The organism is Dictyoglomus sp. DH, from assembly GCF_055181375.1.
Map to the genome: position 1 here is coordinate 1,599,559 of NZ_CM143706.1, position 18,537 is coordinate 1,618,095.

Sequence of the window (18,537 nt, forward strand, 5' to 3'; positions counted from 1 at the left end):
TATAGACAATATAGAATTTATTGTCAATAATCTCTATTTTTCACAAAAATCTGGAATCTTTTTCCATCTTTCTTTCACGAAATGAGCTGCCATTTTAGGTTGTCTCTGCCTAGTAAATATTCCTTTTCTATTACCAAGAACCCTTCTTACTTCTTGTTTTGTCATAAAATCGGCAAAATTCCATATATGCTCACCTATTACAAAGTCTAATCTATCTAAGGTTTCCATAAAGCACCTTAACATCTCCCATTGGTATTCTTCAGTAAACATTAAAGGAGGATCACTATGAAATCCAGTAATAGTATCTGCATCAAATTCTGAAAGTATAATAGGTTTTCCAAATTTATCATACCAATTTTTCAATTCTTTTTCTAATTGATATTCTATAATATCTAAATTTCCAGGATCAGTATACCATGAATAATAGCGATTAACACAAATAACATCCACATATTTACTTACTTTTGTATCTTTATAAGAAGTACTTTCTACAATTGTTACCGGTCTTGTTGGATCATGCTTTTTTGTTTCCTCTATAACCCTTCTAAAATATTCTTCAGATTCCTCCTCAAAAGTTGCAGCTTCATTTGCCACACTCCACATAACAACAGAAGGATGATTTTTATCCCTATCTATCATTTCTTTCATGACTTGCAGATGGTGTTTTAAAGTTTTTTCATCGACTCGTCCTTTCCTAAAAACCTTATTCTCTGGATTCCATAAATTCATACCAACTGCAGGTGCTTCCTCTATAACCGCTATACCATATTTATCAGCTAAAAAAAGCACTTCATCGCTATAGGGATAATGTGATGTTCTAAAAGAATTAGCACCTATCCATTTCAATAAATTGAAATCTTTTATATTTATTACATGGTCTAACCCTTTCCCTCTTATATCAGAATCTTCATGTTTACCAAAACCCTTAAAATAAAAAGGTTTATTATTAATTAGAAATCTTTTGCCATCAATCCTTATAGTTCTTATTCCTATATCTAATCTATAGCAATCTATAAGTTTCTTATCTAAAAAAATTTTCACTTCAAGTGTATATAAATAAGGATTTCCTGGTTCCCATAAATCAGCATTTTTAACCTCTAACATACCATTAAAAGAATTACACGAAGCTACGAAATTTCCATTTGTATCCCTTAAATTTACTATAATATTATTTATTTCTCCTTCTAAGCTTACTTTGTATTTTACCAATCCATCCTTTCCTTTAATATCTGTTTCTACCTTTATATCTTTTATATAAGTCATCGGGGTTGTATATAACAAAACAGGCCTATGAATCCCCGAATAATTTAAGAAATCAAAATAGTATTCCAATACTTTATACTCTTTTGGATGTATCTCATCATTTACTACTTTTAACTCTCCAGGTGGAAGAATATCCCAGCTTAAAGTATTATCAACAGATATTAGTATCTCATTTTCTCCCCCGTATTTTAGTAGAGATGAAATTTCACCCTCAAAAGGCAAAAATCCACCTTTGTGCTCCATAACTTTTACATTATTTACATACACTTCTGAAAAATGGGCTGCAGATCCTATTCTTAGAAAGACTCTTTTTTCTTTCCAACTAATTGGTATAAAAGTCCTCTTTCTATACCAAACCTTCCCAACATAATCTCTAAGAGTTATATCTTGAGTTATATCATTGTAACTTGCAGGAACAGGCATGAGAATAAAACTATCTTCCCCATCACACTTAAAATCCCAAATCCCTGAAAGGTCTTTTACTTCTCTTGTCTCCGTTTCTATAGGATAAAGCATTAAATCTTCCTCCATAAACATTAAAATCTATTTTAAAATTATACCAAAAATTTAAAAGTTTTAAGTTTTTTATGTTAAAATATCATTAATATTTTCTAAGAAAGGAGGGTATAAAATATGGAAAACAAAGAAATTTATTCTTATGAAACATTACAAAATATGAGCGACCTTCTAAAAATATTAGCTCATCCTATAAGAATCAAACTATTACTTCTGCTTTCTAAAGAACCTAATACTGTCTCTGAATTACTTAAGATTTTAGATTTAAGACAACCTAATCTTTCTCAACATCTTACTTTATTAAAAAGGATCAAAATATTAAAGACAAAGAGAGACGGCAAGTCTGTATATTACTATATAGCTCATCCAGAAATCCAGGATATTATAAAGAAAGTAAAAGAGTTATCAGAAAAAATAACAAAATAAGGAGGAAAAAGATGGGAACAATCTTTAATGCTATTGCTGTAATAATTGGAGGAACCATAGGAACAATTTTTAAGGAAAGAATTCCTTCAAGTTTACAGAAGTCACTTATGGATGCATTAGGATTGATATGCTTACCTTTAGGTATGGAGATGGCTATTAAAGGAGAAAAATTTTTAGCATTGGTTTTTAGTATAGTAATAGGAGGTATAATAGGTGAATTAATAGGAATTCATGAGGGGTTAGAAAAATTTTCAAATATGATAGAAAGAAGGTTTGCAAAAGAGAAAAATTCATTTGCAAAGGGATTTCTTACTGCAACACTCCTCTATTGTATAGGACCCATGACCATAATGGGATCATTACAAGATGGATTAGGACAATCTCCTCAAATTCTCTATACTAAGTCCCTATTAGATGGAACTGCTTCCATAGCTTTAGCTTCAGCTTTAGGTTTAGGTGTTATATTTTCAGCCATATCTGTATTAGTAGTCCAAGGGAGTATCACTTTATTCGCAAAATTCATCAGTACATTTTTTACAGACATAATAGTACAAGAGATGACAGCAGTAGGTGGAGTATTAATATTAGGCATTGCATTAAATTTGTTAAATATTAAGCAAATTAAAGTTGCTAATCTATTACCTGCCCTATTCCTTATTCCAATTTTTATACATATTTTTCCTTAAAATCCTAATTCTTCATTCACTAATACAATTGAAAAAGGTGTTTTAGCTGGAGGAGCTTCGATAATAGTAGTAATTCTACATATTTTTTTAGGATGATTACAATCAATGCAATAACCCTCTTCTGCACAAGGAAGTTCAAGTTTTAATCTTTTTGCATTAAGGGGTGTTACCACGTTCTTAATTCTCCATATAGCGGTTTCCAGATTAATAACTAACTTATTCTTACCTACTACTACAATTACTTTTTTAGGACCAAAAATTTGTGCTGCTATCCTATTTCCAATTGCTTCCATATTTACAATCTCCCCTGAAAAAGTCAAAGCATTAACACTGGAAAGGAAAACATCAGATAACAACTCTTGTCTTCTTATTTCTAAATCCTCCTCAGGAGATAATCCTTCCTTCCAATGATGAATAACTTTGTTACCTCTTCTCTCTAACTCTTCAATAACCCCTATTTCTCTAATAGTAACGCTCCCACCTACTCCTACTTTAGCATTTTCAGGTATCATTTTAAGAACTAAATCTCTTGCTTCGTGTCTATCATTTACTAAAAAAACTTCAAAACCCCTTTCTTTTAAAATATTTGCTGTTCTTTTAAGTTGTTTCTCTTCTAACCATCCCTTAAGATCCCCCATAAATAAACCTCCTTACTCCCATTCTATAGTTGCTGGCGGTTTATCCGTTAAATCATAAACCACCCTATTAATACCTTTCACCTCATTAGTAATTCTTCTTGATATCTTACCAAGTATATCATAAGGTACTTCTACAAAATTAGCTGTCATCCCATCTTCACTCTCTACAATCCTTAAAGCTATAACATACTCATAAGATCTAAAATCTCCTTTAACTCCCACTGTTCTAATAGGTAGAAGTACAGCAAATGATTGCCAAATTTTTTCATATTCACTCCACTTTTGCAACTCTTCCTGTAATATATTTTCAGCCATTCTAAGAATCTCTAATTTATCCTTTGTTACCTCTCCTAAGATTCTTACAGCAAGCCCTGGGCCGGGAAATGGTTGTCGCTTAATAATAAAATCAGGGATATTTAAAATCTCAGCAATTTTTCGTACCTCATCTTTAAAAAGATATCTAAAGGGTTCTATTAATTCAAATTTTAAATTTTCAGGAAGCCCCCCCACATTATGATGTGTCTTTATCTTAGCAGCCATACCTGTAGATGAAGCAGCACTTTCTATAACATCAGGATATAGAGTTCCCTGAGCCAAATATTTAAAAGGACCTCTTTTCTTTGCTTCCTCAAGAAAGACTTCTACAAACTCATGTCCAATAATTTTTCTCTTCTCTTCAGGATCTCTCACTCCTTTTAATCTATTTAAAAATCTATCTTCCGCATTAACGACTACTAAATTCACTCCTAAGGATCTCAACGCATTACTTACCTCTTCTTTTTCACCTTTCCTCAATAAACCATGATCCACAAAAATAGCAGTTAACTTATCTCCTATAGCTTTCTGTAATAATACCGCCAAAGTTGAAGAATCTACCCCTCCACTGACAGCGAGTAAAACCCTATCTTCTCCTACTCTCTCTTTTATCTCCTTGATCTTTTCTTCAACAAACCTTCCTAAATCCCAATTTTTCTTAGCCTTGCAAATTTCAAAAGCAAAATTCTCCAATACCTTTTTCCCATTTTCTGTATGGGTAACTTCTGGATGAAACTGCACAGCAAATAGAGGATTTGTTTGGGACTGAGCTGCAGCAATATAATTATTTTCAGAATAAGCCAAAACCTCAAAAGAAGGTGGTAATTCTTTTACCACATCATAATGACTCATCCATACCTTTTCCTCTTCACCTAACCCTTTAAATAATAAGGAGTTTTTAACAATTCTTACCTTAGTTAAACCAAACTCACCCTTTTCGCCTTTTTCTACCTTCCCACCAAGAATTTGAGCCATTAATTGAAAGCCAAAACATATGCCCAATACAGGAATCTTTCCAGAAAAAATATCCATATCAAAATTTAAGTTAAAATCGTATGCACTGTTAGGTCCTCCTGAAAGTACTATACCTTCTACATCTTTGTTTTTTAGTTCCGAAAATTTCACTGTTGGCGGTAAGATCTCTGAATATACTCCCATTTCTCTAAATCTACGGGCTATAAGCTGAGTATATTGAGAGCCAAAATCTATAACAGCGATCATAGATTACCAAACTCCTTCTGTAAAACTTTTTCAATCTCTGAAATAACAACCCTCAATGGTATACCCTCTTTTTCGGCGATTTTTCGGCAATCCTCATACTCAGGGTATGTTTTTTCAATATCTCCATATTTAGAAATTTTAACCCTAACTTTACCCCAAGGAGTAACTATCTCTCTAATCTCCCTTATCATAAATCTCTTATCTACATAATATTTTCTTATTCCTAAAGTGGTTGTTTCTCTAAAAATAATTTCAGATAATTTTCCTTCATATATAGGATTTGCTATGACTGTAAGTAGAACTCCAGGCCTACCCTTTTTCATATATACAGGAGTTAAGAAAACATCAAGAGCCCCTTCATTAAACAACTTTTCAGTTAAATATCCATAAATCTGTGGATTCATATCATCAATATTAGTCTCCAAAACTATATTTTTTTCATCCAATACCATATTTTCGTCCTTTTCTCCTAAAACCACTCTAAGAAGATTAGGAAACTGAAAATCCTTTTTTCCGCATCCGTATCCTATTTTCTCAATTTTCATCTTAGGCATATTATCAAAAGATTTTGCAATAGTAGTTATAATAGCAGCTCCTGTTGGTGTCACTAATTCCCCTTCTCTCCCATCAGTATAAACAGGAACACCTTTAAGGATCTCCAAGGTTGCAGGAGCAGGAACAGGAATTTTTCCATGATTCGTATCAACAACCCCTCCACCTAAGGGAAGAGAAGAAGAATAAATTTCATCCACATTTAAAATTTCTATGGCAATCAAAGATCCTAAAACATCTATAATAGTGTCTAAAGCTCCCACCTCATGAAAATGTACTTCTTCTATGGATTCATTATGAATTTTTGATTCTGCCTCAGCAATTTTATAGAAAATTTTTTTAGCTTTCTCTTTGATATCCGAGGATAGACTACTTTTTTTCACAATATCAATTAAATCCCGAAGATGTCTATGGGTTTTAGTATCTTTTATCCTTATGTTTACATCTGTACCATAAAGTGCTCCTTTTTTCTTCTTTGTTACTTCAATTTCATAATCTTCAATAGGAATCTTTTTAAGCTCACTTTTCCATAATTCTTCATCTAATCCCAAATCCAAAAGGGCTCCTAAAATCATATCTCCACTTATTCCTGAAAAACAATCAAAATATAATATCTTCATTTTTTCTCCTCCACCATCAAATTTATCATATTTGCTAAATATCCTGCACCAAATCCGTTATCAATATTAACCACCGCTATCCCAGGAACACAACTATTTAACATAGTAAGCAAAGCTGAAAGGCCATTAAAATTAGCGCCATATCCTACACTGGTAGGTACAGCTATTATAGGTCTTGCTACTAATCCTCCTACCACAGAAGGGAGCGCTCCTTCCATTCCTGCCACTACAACAATAACATTTGCTTTATGAAATTCAGCTAGTCTATCAAATAATCTATGAATTCCAGCTACCCCTACATCATAGATTCTCTCAACATTACTTCCCATTATCTCACATGTTACTGCTGCTTCCTCAGCCACAGGAAGATCAGCAGTTCCTGCACAAGAAACAATAACTTTGCCTTTCCTATCTATTTCTTCCCTCAATACTGCAACAATCCTTGCTTTTTCAAAATAAATCGCATCTTCAATCTTGCTCTTTACCTTATCAAAAATCTCTTTACTTGCCCTTGTAGCGATAACCCTATTATTCACTTTTACTAATCTTTCCATTATTTCCATGACTTGCTCAGGAGTCTTTCTTTCTGCGAATACAACTTCAGGAAATCCTCTAATAAGAGCTCTTAAGTGATCGATTTTAGCAAACTGTACATCTTCGTAAGGTAGAATTTTTAATCTATCCATAGCATCCTCAACAGATAATTCTCCTCTCTTTACCTTGTCTAATATTTCTCTAACTTTCTCTTTCATTCTCTGTCTCCTTAGATAAGAATTTTTAAGTAATATTTATACATTAATTTCTTCTTTTTTAAAAGGGTTTAGTGATAAAATAATAATTAATAAAAAAGGATGGGGGTGTTGAGTATGGCAGAGGATCGTAAATGCAAAAATTGTAAATTCTATCAACCCAATCCTAATGATCCATCTCGTGGCACTTGCTTCGGTATACCTGTAAAAGCTGAAAACTGCTGTCCTCAATTTATAGCTAAGTCTTAAATTCCACTCTTTCTAAATATAATTCTGAATTCCTTATCAGATGTTTAATAAATTCTGGGGAAATTAGATACAAGATAATTGAATAAGGTCTATAGTTAAGGTAATGTAATGATTTTTTAAAAATTAGGAGGCTCCTTATAAGAACACCAAAAAGAAATAGGATTTTATACTCAATAAAATCCCTTAACTCAAAAAGCTCACGAGGAGCCTCCAACTTCTTTTCTTTTATTCTTTTAATAACTTCTTTTCGTTCACTTAAAAGATTGTAGAGCATCAATAAGAAACTTTCAGGAAATGTGAAATTTTTAAATATTCCATCATATCCTTTGGACTCTAACTTTTTAACTAATTTAATACTTCTTCCTAAATCAACCGAATACCCCTTCTCATATAATATAAAACTGGCAAGATGAAAATACTCTCCTAATTCTAAACCTTTTATAATCTCCAAAAATTTTGAAACTTGTTCAACCTTATTTCTCCAAATCTTAGAAAATTCTTTAGAATTAATAACTTTCTTGCCTAAATATATCTCTATAAATTTAGGAACTTGTATATCTAAATCCATTTTATCTAAATTATCTAAAAGATTAAGCCTTACCCTAATAAGATGACTATCAGGAATACTTTTTAGATAAGAATTCAATTCTCCTAAAAAATAATCTACCATTGGAGCATATTTTGATCCTTCCTCAGGAACCGCTAATACTCTGGGATGCTTTCTCATTTCTGCCATAAATGGACCTGCCTTACCAATAAGAGCAAATCCATAAGGAAACTTACCAGAATCATATAAAGTTTTGAGAAAAGTTTCTGCACTATCAAGATTTTCCTTAGACACCAGAACAAAAGATTTACAATGAGGAGAAGATAATCTAATATAAGGCTTATCTTGATTAATTATTTCTAAATTACATCTTATCAATACCTTCCTATTACCCTGGAAATTAAAGATCTCTAAAAAATATGGCAGTTGTAAAGCATTTTCTTTCATTACTACTCTTTTCAGAGGTAACCTTGCCTTATTTAGAGCTGAATTGTAGGCATTAGAAAATATAATAGGATATTTCAATAATAAATCAAAGAAATAATAGAAGCTTTTATTTTTTAAATCTTCGTAAGATGCAATTTTAAGTATATCTGATGTTCTCTGAAAATTAAAATTATAATCTTCTGATATATCCTTAATTATCTTTTCTGCAAGCCTTATTTGAAAATCAGCTATTGATACGTTTTGCTCCTCTAAGATCTCCTTGGCCCAGTTATATATTTTTCTTGCTCTCTTTAAAATTCCTTTCCTTTCTTCCCTATTTTTTACTTGTTTTAAAGTTCCTCTTAATCCTAAGATAAAAAGAGTTTTCAAATATCTTAATAGCTCATCATCAAAATATATACTTGAAAGACTTATTTCTTCAGGATAACGAGGTACAATTCCATACCATCCTATGGATTTTGAAAACAAATAATATATTTCTGCCTTAGGATTCCTTTGGAAATATGAAGTTAATGTCACTTTATTTGCCATTATTCCAGATCCTGTAAAAACAGAATAATTTTCATAGTCTAAAGAAAAACCAAAGTCAGCCAAGCTTTTCGAAAAATTGTCATCTCGCTTTATTATATCCCTAAATTTCCCCCAATCCTTTGCCAACCACAATAGTTTGAAATTTAAATCATTATATTCAGAAGGCTCAATTGGAACCCCATACAAAAGGCCATAAGATATATCTTGATTTATATATACCGCTCCCGTCAATTTTCCTGCATAATCCTCAGTAAGAGTATATCTCCCTGGATCTTTATAAAAAGGAATCAGTCTATAATCCCCTGTACCAAGTTTCTCATCATGTATAAAAGGAACAAAAGGTAATTTCTCTCTTAAACTATTATAAATTACTAAATCAGTAATAAGAGCATCCCATAATAAATTTTGATCACCCTTATAAACCCACTTTATTCCTAAATCAATAAGCTTTTTAGATAAATCTGATGTACAGTTAATCCTAAGAGTATAGAAATTTTCATCTTCTCTTATTATTTCTCTACAACCCACTCCCATCTTAAATCCCTATATGTCTAAATTTCTCACAAATTTTGCTTTCTGCTCTATGAAATTTCTTCTCTCTTCCACATTATTTCCCATTAGTATAGAAAAAAGTCTTTCTGCTTCTAAGGCATCCTCTATGGTAACTTGCAAAAGAATTCTTTTTTGAGGATCCATAGTGGTTTCTCTTAATTGATCTGGGTCCATTTCCCCCAAACCTTTGTATCTCTGTATATATACATTATCCGGATAGTCCCATTTCTTCAAAATCTCCTCCTTTTCCTCTTCGGAATAAGCATATCTTTCTTCTTTACCTTTTCTTAAAAGGTATAATGGTGGTTGAGCTATATAAACATATCCTCCCTCAATCAGAGGCCTAAAATGCCTATAAAAGAATGTAAGTAAAAGAGTTCTTATATGAGCCCCATCCACATCAGCATCAGTCATAATAATAATTTTATGATATCTAAGTTTAGATAAATCGAAATCTTGACCTATACCTGTTCCTAAGGATGCAATTATAGTCTTTATCTCTTCACTAGACAGAATTTTGGTAAGATGCTGAGCTTTCTCCACATTTAGTATTTTACCCCTTAGAGGCAAAATAGCTTGATATCTTCTATCTCTTGCTTGTTTTGCAGAACCTCCTGCTGATTCTCCCTCAACTATAAAGAGTTCACACTTCGTGGGATCTTTTTCAGAACAATCTGCTAATTTTCCAGGGAGTAAGGTAGACTCCAGTAGACTCTTTCTTCTAACAAGCTCTCTTGCCTTTCTTGCTGCCTGTCTTGCCCTATAAGCCTCAATAATCTTACCAATTATTAATTTTCCAATATCCGAATTTTTACTAAAGTACTCTGTTAACTCTTCCTCTACAACCTTTTCTACAAATTTTTTAACCTCTGAGTTACCAAGTTTTGTCTTAGTTTGCCCTTCAAATTGAGGATTAGGAACCTTAGTACTTATAATAGCAGTTAATCCTTCCCTTACATCTTCACCAGATAATGATTCAGCCTCCTTCCAAAGTCCCCAACTTCTAGCAAAACTGTTTACTACCTTTGTCAGAGCTGAACGAAACCCTGTTACATGAGTTCCACCCTCAATAGTATGTATGTTGTTCACGTAAGACAATATTAATTCGTCATATCCAGTATTGTATTGGAGAACTACTTCTATAACTAAATTCTCCTCTTCTCTCTTAAAATAAAAGGGTTCATGTAATACTTCTTTACCCTTTGAGAGATATTCCATAAATTGTATTAAACCGCCCTCATATTTATATACGTTACTCTTACTGGTGTTTTCATCTTTTAATTCGATAGTAACACCAGGATTTAGAAAGGCTAACTCTCTCAATCTATTTGCAATAATTTCATAATCAAATTTCGTAGTCTCAAAAATCTCAGGATCTGGATAAAAAAGTATCTTTGTTCCTGTTTTATCAGTGCTACCTTTTTCCATCAAAGAGGTAACAGGTTTTCCTTTCTCATAAGCCTGATAATATAATTTACCATCTCTCATTACCTCTACTTCTAATCTCCTTGAAAGAGCATTAACAACAGAAAGTCCAACCCCATGTAGTCCACCACTTATCTTATAAATAGAATTAGAGAACTTCCCCCCTGCATGAAGTGTAGTTAAAACAATCTCTAAAGCAGGTTTTTTTGCTTGAGGATGTAAGTCTACTGGAATACCTCTTCCATTATCCAACACTACAACTCCACCATCTTTACGCAATTCTACATATATATAATCACAATATCCTGCCATAACTTCATCAATACTGTTATCTACTAATTCAAAAACAAGATGATGGAGTCCTCTTACTCCCACATCTCCTATATACATACCTGGTCTTTTCCTTACTGCCTCTGTACCTTCCAATATTTGAATACTGTCTGCAGTGTATTTATCCTTTTTTGTTACGGTCATCTTTTATACCTCCTTTTTGCATAATGGCTAAGTTTCTATAATAATTTCTAAGAATTTCTCTTAACTCCTCATCCTTTACTTCCTCAACTATTTTAGCAATTCTTTCTTCTTCACGCAAAGAAAGTATAGGTTTTTGACTAATAGTAGTTTTTCTCCTTGCTTTAAAATTCCTACCTTTATCAATGAAGACGATATCTTTTATAATATTTGGAATAACAAGTTTATTATTTATTTTTTCTATTAATTTGTTCTTAAAAAGCATAAGTTCTTGTACCCATACACTGCTATCTACATATACATAGAGAATCCCATTTTTCACATATGCCGGTCTAGTATGAGATGATAAGGTCTCACCTACCACTTCTTCCCATTTCTCCATAGCTAAATATTCACATAACTTCTTTTCTAAATTGAGTCTTATGAAGACTTCCCAAAGCTTTGAATATAAAGAATCACTCATTATAGAATACTTCTCCGTTTCTCACTAAAAAATGTGGACAATCCTTTAAAAAATCTATTCTCATTGGCAAACTCATAAAAATCTGAAACATACTTATACCATTCCAAACAAGTTTCTGCTTTTCTTCATCTAAATCTCCAAAAAGATCATCTATAATAAGAATTGGCTTTTCTCTTCTGAATTCGGAAAGAAGTTTTATAGTAGCTAACTTAAAGATTATAAAGGCAAGTTTTCTTTCACCAGCAGATGCATATTTTCTCATATCATATCTAAGAGAATCTTTCTTTATGTAAAATCTAAGATCATCTCTGTGAGGTCCCACCAATGTGTAACCTTTTTTATTCTCATCCTCAAATGATTCCTTTAGCTTTAGTTCAAAATTTTCCATTAAACTTTCTTCATTCATATTTTCTAAATTAATAATTGAGTAGTATTCTATTTCCAAAAAGTCCCTTCCCAAAAAATCAAGAGAAATATTATGAATAAGTTGTCTTAATTTATTAATTATCTTCAATCTTTCTACCAGTATATAAGTCCCACTTTTTATTAAGGAACCGTTCCATATCTCTACATTACCACCACTTTTTAATGTAAGATTTCTCTGATATAAAACCTTATAATACTCAGAAAGTGATTTATGATATTTGTAAGAAAGAGTCGAAATAAATCTATCCAAAATATATCTTCTTTCAGATGGGCCTTCTTTGAAACCTTCAATCTCTTCTTGTGAAAAAACAACTGCGGGAAATAGAAATATCATATCTTTTTGCTTCTTTAATAATTTTTGGTTTATCTTAATTTTTTTATCTGCTTTAGATAAGGCTGTTTCTAAAATCAATTTTTGATTTTGCCATAATACATTACCCTTTATGTAAAAACTTTCCTCATTCCAATTTATTAATTCCTTTTCATATGGTGTTCTAAAGGATTTTCCTGTAAAAAGAAAATAAATACTCTCCAGGAGATTAGTCTTTCCCTGAGCATTCTCCCCATAAAATATGTTTTTATCGAAAAATTTTAATTGTACATTTTTAAGATTTCTAAAGTTTATTATCCTCAAATCCTCTAAAAACACTAATCATCCCCTATTAATAAATATTTTTCTCCTCCTACTTCTACTACGTCCCCTTTCTTAAGTTTTCTTCCTCTATGAAGTTCTATCTCACCATTTACCTTTACTACACCAGAAAGGATTAGATTTTTAGCCTGTCCACCTGTATCCACAATCTTAGCCCACTTCAAAAATTGACCTAAGGTTATAGTATCCGTGTAAATTTTTATCTCTTTCATAATCTTACTGGCATTAATATATACATATAATTTTCATCTTCTGGAGAAGTTATCAATGCTGGTCCTAAATCAGTTGTAAATTTCATTATTATCTCATCCACACTCATATTATCTAAGGGATCCATCAAATATTCCACATTAAAACCAATCTCCAAACTTCCATTTATATCAATCTCTGCAGGAAGTACTTCTTTAGCAAACCCTCTTTCAGAAGGTAAAGTAGATACAACTACCTCATTGGAATTAATAGTAATTTTCACAGTATTTGTCTGATCAATTTCAGCAAAAACTTCCATTCTTTCTAAAAGATCAAGAAAATCTTTTCTATTTGCCTTAAAGGATGCTGTAAAATCAGTGGGAATTATTTTATCATAAGCAGGAAATTGTCCTTGTAGCAGTCTGGAAATAAAATATATCTCCCCACAATTAAAAACCACTTGACTATCAAGGCTTGCCATGTTTACCCTATCATCCTTAGCCTTTGTTAGAATCTTATGCCATTCTTTTAAACTTTTAGCTGGAATTATGGTAGGTGGAAAATCATTATCTACGTATAATTTTTTTAATGCTAATCTATGCCCATCTACTGCTACCACATTAAGTTTTCCATCTTTCCCCTCAAAAAGAACACCTGTAAGAACCTGTTTAATCTCATCTTCAGCTGCAGCAAAAATAGTTTCTTTAATAGCTCTTCCAAGCTCTATTCTATCTAAGGATATGTTATATTTATCTCCTATATCGCCTATTTCTACTTTTGGAAATTCTTCAGTACTTTCACCCTGTATCTCTATATCTGAATAACCCGCATGAATTATTGCTCTATTTCTCTCATTTACATGAATTTCTAAGGTAACATCGGGAAGTTTTCCCACAACTTCAATAAAAATACTAGCTGGAAGACATACTTCTCCGGGCTCCTCAACTATTACAGGCATACTTAGAGCAAGACCTATCTCAAGATTATTTCCTTGAAGATATAAAGTATCATTTTCAGCTTTCATATAAACATAAGTTAATATAGGGACAGTAGTTTTTGTGGCTACAGCACTTTTAACAAACTGTAAAGATTGATATAAATCTTCTCTTTGAGTTATAAATTTCATCCTTCCTTCCTCCTTTTCATGAATTATTCTATATAAAACAATTATACCTTGAGGCCTAAAAAATAAAAAGTTACATTTGACAAAATTATAATTCCGACTTAAAATGTATATATTGAGTGAATCACTAAACATTTATGGAGAGGAGAAATGATGTTTAAAGTATCAGCAAAAATTGAATATGGGTTAAGAGCTATGATTCTTCTTGGCCTAAATTACAATATTGGAAGACTTTCTTTATCTGAGATAGCAAATAGCGAAAAAATTTCCAAAGAATTTTTAGCCCAGTTGATGTTAGATTTAAGAAAAGCAAATTTAGTAGAAAGTTACAAAGGTATAACAGGAGGATATTCGTTAACAAGACATCCCAGAGAAATAACATTAAAAGAAATATTAGAAGCTTTAGTAGGACCAATTCAAATTATAGAGTGTATACATGAAAACAACTTATGTGATAAACAAAATCTTTGTGTGACAAAAAATACTTGGGAATTCATAGAGATTAAAATTTTAGATTTATTCAACAATATTACCTTACAAGATTTAATTACAGGAAATATAAGAAAGGAGGCAAATATTTCATTATGACAGAAATGTTAAGAGTGGAGAATTTAAAGGTAGAAATCAAAGAGGAAACAATTCTAGAGAGATTAAATTTTTCCTTAGAGGAAGGTGTACATGTTCTCTTAGGACCTAATGGTACTGGTAAATCAACCCTTCTCGGTGCCATTATGGGCCTTCATAAGTATAAGTTATCAGGAAAGATTTACTTTTATGGTGAAGATATTACTGATTTAACACCCGATCAAAGATTTAAGAAAGGAATTTTCCTTGCATATCAACTTCCACCAGCTGTAAGAGGAGTAAGATTAAAGGATATATTAAAGAAAATCTTAGATATAGATCCCAAAAAAGACTTACCAGTTGAGATTTATAACTATCTAAAATCTTTAGATTTAGATGAGAGTTTCTTGGAAAGAGAAATCAATTATGGCTTCTCAGGAGGAGAAAGGAAAAAAAGTGAAATACTTCAACTACTTCTGGCAAAACCAAAACTAGCCTTATTAGATGAGCCTGATTCTGGAGTAGATATAGATTCCTTAAAGCTTATTGGTGAAGCTCTAAGAAAAATAGCTAAAGAAAGTAATTTACTGATAGTAACCCATAATCTAAAGATCTTAGATTATGTAGTGCCTGATTCTGTAATTGTCTTATTAGATGGTAAATTTGTGTATAAAGATGGTTTAGAAATAATCCATCAAATTGAAGAAAGAGGATATGATTATGTAAGGAGGTTGGTCTATGCTCAAAACTTATCTTAAAGAAATTAGAGAAAAAGCTTTTAAAGCTAAAGATAAGCCTGCTATTTTAGGACCAGATATTGATTTAGAACCCTATATGAGAACAATAGAAGAAACTCCAATAGGTGATCTGGAAAAACTACCGGATGAAATAAAAGAGAACATCTTATATTCTGGCATAACCCCCTCAGAAAATGATAGAGCTGGTACCTACTTTCAAATTAACCATAGTGTGGTTTATGAGAAATTACAAGAAATATATAAAGAAAAACTTGAAATAATGTCTATTCAAGAAGCTCTTGAGAAATATGATTGGTTGGAAAATTATTATAGTAGATTAATTCCGCCAGACACAGATAAGTACACTGCTTGGGCAGAAATAAAACCTACAGGAGGCTACTTTATCAGAGTATTTAAAGGCCAAAAAGTAGAACATCCTGTTCAATCCTGTCTATATATAAAGGAAGGGAATATAAGTCAAAATGTCCATAATATAATTATTGTAGAAGAAGGTGCAGAAATATTTGTAACTACAGGTTGTCTTACACATCTTAAGGATCAACCAGGAATCCATATAGGTATCTCAGAATTTTATGTAAAAAAAGGTGGAAAACTTTACTTTACAATGATACATAACTGGTCAGAAGAATTTCATGTAAGACCAAGAACTGCTGTATTAGTTGAAGAGGGAGGTGTCTTTATAAATAATTATGTAACCTTAAAACCTGTTAAATCAATCCAAAGCTACCCAACTGTATATGTGAGAAAAGGAGCTATTGCTCGTCTCTATAGTATCATCTATGGGAGAAAAGATTCCTACATAGATCTCGGAGGAAGATTGGTTTTTGAAGAGGAAGAGGCCAAGGGAGAAATTGTCTCAAGAATCATAGCAAATGACTCATCCAAGATATATAGTAGAAGTGAAATTATTGGCAAGGCAAAAGGGACAAAAGGATTCTTAGATTGTAGAGGAATACTACTTAGTAAGTCCTCTCAAATAGTAGCTGTGCCTATCTTAGACGCTCAACATCCAGAAAGTGAATTGTCTCATGAAGCAGCCATAGGTCCAATTAATGAAGAAGAAATAGAATACCTTACAACAAGAGGTTTTGATAAAGATGAGGCCATGTCAACTATAACAAGAGGATTTTTAAGTTTAGAAATACCAGGGCTTCCAAAGGTAGCCAAAGAACAAATTAATTATGCTGTAGCCCAACTAGAAAAAGCTGGGTTATAATATGTTTAAATGGAAGAAAGTTTTAAAGAAATCCTTAGAGAAAAGGTAAAGAATATAGGTATTGAGCTTTCTCCCTCTCAAGAGGAGAATTTTTTTCTGTACTATAAAGTGTTAAAGGATTGGAATAGAAAGATAAACTTAACTTCTCTTGAGGGGGAGGAAGAGATTATCTTAAAACATTTTGTAGATTCTCTTACATGTATTATACCAATAAAAGATGAAAAAATAGAAAGGGTTATTGATATAGGAACTGGAGCAGGATTTCCCGGCATTCCAATCAAAATTATTATCCCTACCCTTTATATCACCCTTCTCGAATCCCAAAAAAAGAAAGTTTCTTTTTTGGAAGAACTTATTAAGATATTAAATCTTGATAAAGTTGAAATTATATGGGACCGAGCAGAAAAATTAGGAAAGAATCCTCAATACAGAGAAACTTATGATTTGGCATTAGCAAGAGGAGTAGCAAAACCCAATATTGTTTTGGAATATGCTTTACCTTTTGTAAAAATCTCTGGATTATTTCTCGGTCAAGCCACCGAAAAAAATATAAATGAATGGTATATGGCTAAGAATGTAATATCAATCCTTGGTGGAAACCTGGAAAAGGAAATCTCAATTTCTATAGATTCCACCATTTCTCGAAAGCTATTAATTATTAGAAAAATCTCTCCAACTCCTGATAAATTTCCACGAAGGCCTGGAATCCCTGAAAAAAAACCACTAATTTAGAAAATGGGAGGAACAAAAATGACTATTGAGATTAAAGAGGTAAAAAGTAAAAAGGATAAAAAAGACTTTATAATGTTTCCATTTAAACTTTATAAGAATGATCCTCTTTGGGTGCCACCTTTAATCTATGAGATGAAAAGAATTATAGAAAGCCCTGGAAGCTTGTTATTTCAAAGTGGGCCTCATACTTTTTTTAATGCATATAAATCTGGGGAAATAGTTGGAAGAATTGCAGTAGGTATCGATGAAAAAATGAATAAGTGGAGAAATAAAAAGGAGGGTTATGTTACCCTTTTTGAATGTATAAATGATAAAGAAGTAGCCTTTTCTCTATTAAATAAAGCAGAAGAATGGTTAAAAGAAAGAGAAATGGAAGATATGGTTGGTCCTGTATCTCCTACAAATGGAGATGATTATAGAGGAATGTTAGTTGAAAATTTTGAGGATCCACCAGTTATTTATACTTCATATAATCCACCATATTATGTCGATTTTTTCGAAAGTTATGGTTTTAAAAGAGAACATACATTTGTAGCTTATAAATATGACTTAAATAACCTCCCCTTAGACGAAGAGATAAAAGTAATTGAATATGCTAAGAAAAAATATAATTTTTACACCAGGCCTGCAGACTATTCAAGGGTTCCTGAAGAGGCAAAAATCCTTCAGAAAATATTAGAGAAATCTCTCATACCCTTAGAATATGATTATCTTATACCTCCTACTGAGGAAGAAATGTTGAGTCTGGCAAAAGATTTAGTAAAATTTATTCCATCAGAATTTGTACAATTAGCCTTTTCTAATGAAAACCCAGTGGGTTTTGCTGTTGCTATGCCAGATTATAATCAAATATTAAAGAGGCTTAATGGTAGACTTTTTCCATTTGGGTGGCTTAAGTTCCTTATGTATAAAAATAAAATAAATAGAGCAAGAGTATTTTTACTTTTTGTAATTCCTGAGTATCAATCAAAGGGTGTTCCTGCAGCTCTCTTTATAGAGCTTCTTAGATATGCAAGAAAAAAAGGATATGTTTTTGCAGAAGGTTCCACCATAAATGCTAATAATAATAGAATGTGCCGTGAGGCAGAAGGTGTAGGTGGAGTTCTATATAAAAAATTTGTAATATTTAAAAAGAAAATACAATAAGGGGAGGTGAAAAACCCAAAACTTTTTTGATAAGAATATTGACATAAAAAAGATTTTTCT

Annotated in this window: 19 protein-coding genes; 8 read left to right on the top strand and 11 right to left on the bottom strand. The window is 31.9% G+C overall.

The genetic code is table 11. The annotated features are described in order from the left end of the window. Positions 1–33: 33 nt before the first annotated feature. Positions 34–1,779 (bottom strand): beta-glucuronidase, encoded by a 1,746-nt coding sequence (uidA, locus tag ACY3JJ_RS08040; RefSeq protein ID WP_463092599.1) that lies wholly within the window; start codon positions 1,777–1,779, stop codon positions 34–36. A 117-nt stretch (positions 1,780–1,896) separates the two neighbouring features. On the opposite strand from uidA, the gene ACY3JJ_RS08045 reads away from it, so the two are divergent. Then, the gene (locus ACY3JJ_RS08045) at positions 1,897–2,205 is read left to right on the top strand and encodes an ArsR/SmtB family transcription factor (RefSeq protein ID WP_463091530.1); all 309 of its coding nucleotides are present in this window, start codon (positions 1,897–1,899) and stop codon (positions 2,203–2,205) included. An 11-nt stretch (positions 2,206–2,216) separates the two neighbouring features. Next, positions 2,217–2,891: a DUF554 domain-containing protein gene (locus ACY3JJ_RS08050; RefSeq protein WP_463091531.1), complete on the top strand. Its 675-nt coding sequence runs from the start codon at positions 2,217–2,219 to the stop codon at positions 2,889–2,891. Here ACY3JJ_RS08050 and ACY3JJ_RS08055 read toward each other — a convergent pair. Genes ACY3JJ_RS08055 through larB form a run of 4 tightly spaced genes read right to left on the bottom strand, consistent with a single transcriptional unit; the run spans position 2,888 to position 6,989 of the window. Next, positions 2,888–3,529, bottom strand: coding sequence for a lactate utilization protein (locus tag ACY3JJ_RS08055; protein ID WP_463091532.1), 642 nt, complete (start codon positions 3,527–3,529; stop codon positions 2,888–2,890). The genes ACY3JJ_RS08050 and ACY3JJ_RS08055 overlap by 4 nt on opposite strands. Before the next feature lie 12 nt (positions 3,530–3,541). Beyond that, entirely contained in the window at positions 3,542–5,065 is a 1,524-nt protein-coding gene (gene guaA, locus ACY3JJ_RS08060) for a glutamine-hydrolyzing GMP synthase (RefSeq protein WP_463091533.1), read from the bottom strand. Next, complete coding sequence (gene larC / locus ACY3JJ_RS08065) at positions 5,062–6,237, bottom strand: nickel pincer cofactor biosynthesis protein LarC (RefSeq protein ID WP_463091534.1); 1,176 nt, start codon at positions 6,235–6,237, stop codon at positions 5,062–5,064. The genes guaA and larC overlap by 4 nt, the downstream gene beginning before the upstream one ends. Then, positions 6,234–6,989, bottom strand: a complete 756-nt coding sequence (gene larB, locus ACY3JJ_RS08070) for a nickel pincer cofactor biosynthesis protein LarB (protein WP_463091535.1) — start codon at positions 6,987–6,989, stop codon at positions 6,234–6,236. Before larB ends, larC begins: the two co-directional genes overlap by 4 nt. 114 nt (positions 6,990–7,103) lie before the next feature. Here larB and ACY3JJ_RS08075 point away from each other — a divergent pair, with 114 nt between their 5' ends. Continuing rightward, positions 7,104–7,235: a hypothetical protein gene (locus tag ACY3JJ_RS08075; protein WP_463083497.1), complete on the top strand. Its 132-nt coding sequence runs from the start codon at positions 7,104–7,106 to the stop codon at positions 7,233–7,235. Here ACY3JJ_RS08075 and ACY3JJ_RS08080 read toward each other — a convergent pair. From ACY3JJ_RS08080 to dnaN, 6 genes are read right to left on the bottom strand one after another with little or no spacing between them, the layout of a single operon-like run. Continuing rightward, positions 7,225–9,288 carry a hypothetical protein gene (locus tag ACY3JJ_RS08080; protein ID WP_463091536.1) on the bottom strand — a complete coding sequence of 688 codons (2,064 nt, stop codon included), beginning with the start codon at positions 9,286–9,288 and terminating at the stop codon, positions 7,225–7,227. The genes ACY3JJ_RS08075 and ACY3JJ_RS08080 overlap by 11 nt on opposite strands. 15 nt (positions 9,289–9,303) lie before the next feature. Then, positions 9,304–11,211, bottom strand: a complete 1,908-nt coding sequence (gene gyrB / locus ACY3JJ_RS08085; RefSeq protein ID WP_463091537.1) for a DNA topoisomerase (ATP-hydrolyzing) subunit B — start codon at positions 11,209–11,211, stop codon at positions 9,304–9,306. Continuing rightward, positions 11,189–11,671, bottom strand: coding sequence for a DciA family protein (locus ACY3JJ_RS08090; RefSeq protein ID WP_463091538.1), 483 nt, complete (start codon positions 11,669–11,671; stop codon positions 11,189–11,191). The genes gyrB and ACY3JJ_RS08090 overlap by 23 nt, the downstream gene beginning before the upstream one ends. After that, a complete protein-coding gene (recF, locus tag ACY3JJ_RS08095; protein ID WP_463091539.1) occupies positions 11,664–12,746 on the bottom strand; it encodes a DNA replication/repair protein RecF in 1,083 nt (360 codons plus the stop codon). Before recF ends, ACY3JJ_RS08090 begins: the two co-directional genes overlap by 8 nt. Continuing rightward, on the bottom strand, positions 12,746–12,961 hold the full coding sequence (gene yaaA / locus ACY3JJ_RS08100; RefSeq protein WP_463083492.1) for a S4 domain-containing protein YaaA: 216 nt from the start codon (positions 12,959–12,961) through the stop codon (positions 12,746–12,748). Before yaaA ends, recF begins: the two co-directional genes overlap by 1 nt. Next, complete coding sequence (gene dnaN, locus ACY3JJ_RS08105; protein WP_463091540.1) at positions 12,958–14,064, bottom strand: DNA polymerase III subunit beta; 1,107 nt, start codon at positions 14,062–14,064, stop codon at positions 12,958–12,960. Before dnaN ends, yaaA begins: the two co-directional genes overlap by 4 nt. Positions 14,065–14,211: 147 nt before the next feature. Here dnaN and ACY3JJ_RS08110 point away from each other — a divergent pair, with 147 nt between their 5' ends. Genes ACY3JJ_RS08110 through ACY3JJ_RS08130 form a run of 5 tightly spaced genes read left to right on the top strand, consistent with a single transcriptional unit; the run spans position 14,212 to position 18,477 of the window. Next, positions 14,212–14,649 carry an RrF2 family transcriptional regulator gene (locus ACY3JJ_RS08110; RefSeq protein ID WP_463091541.1) on the top strand — a complete coding sequence of 146 codons (438 nt, stop codon included), beginning with the start codon at positions 14,212–14,214 and terminating at the stop codon, positions 14,647–14,649. Further along, positions 14,646–15,383, top strand: a complete 738-nt coding sequence (gene sufC, locus ACY3JJ_RS08115) for a Fe-S cluster assembly ATPase SufC (protein WP_463091542.1) — start codon at positions 14,646–14,648, stop codon at positions 15,381–15,383. The genes ACY3JJ_RS08110 and sufC overlap by 4 nt, the downstream gene beginning before the upstream one ends. Then, positions 15,364–16,599 (top strand): SufB/SufD family protein, encoded by a 1,236-nt coding sequence (locus tag ACY3JJ_RS08120; RefSeq protein WP_463091543.1) that lies wholly within the window; start codon positions 15,364–15,366, stop codon positions 16,597–16,599. The genes sufC and ACY3JJ_RS08120 overlap by 20 nt, the downstream gene beginning before the upstream one ends. Before the next feature lie 9 nt (positions 16,600–16,608). Then, positions 16,609–17,331: a 16S rRNA (guanine(527)-N(7))-methyltransferase RsmG gene (gene rsmG / locus ACY3JJ_RS08125; RefSeq protein ID WP_463091544.1), complete on the top strand. Its 723-nt coding sequence runs from the start codon at positions 16,609–16,611 to the stop codon at positions 17,329–17,331. Positions 17,332–17,349: 18 nt separating this feature from the next. Next, a complete protein-coding gene (locus ACY3JJ_RS08130; protein ID WP_463091545.1) occupies positions 17,350–18,477 on the top strand; it encodes a GNAT family N-acetyltransferase in 1,128 nt (375 codons plus the stop codon). Positions 18,478–18,537: the final 60 nt, after the last annotated feature.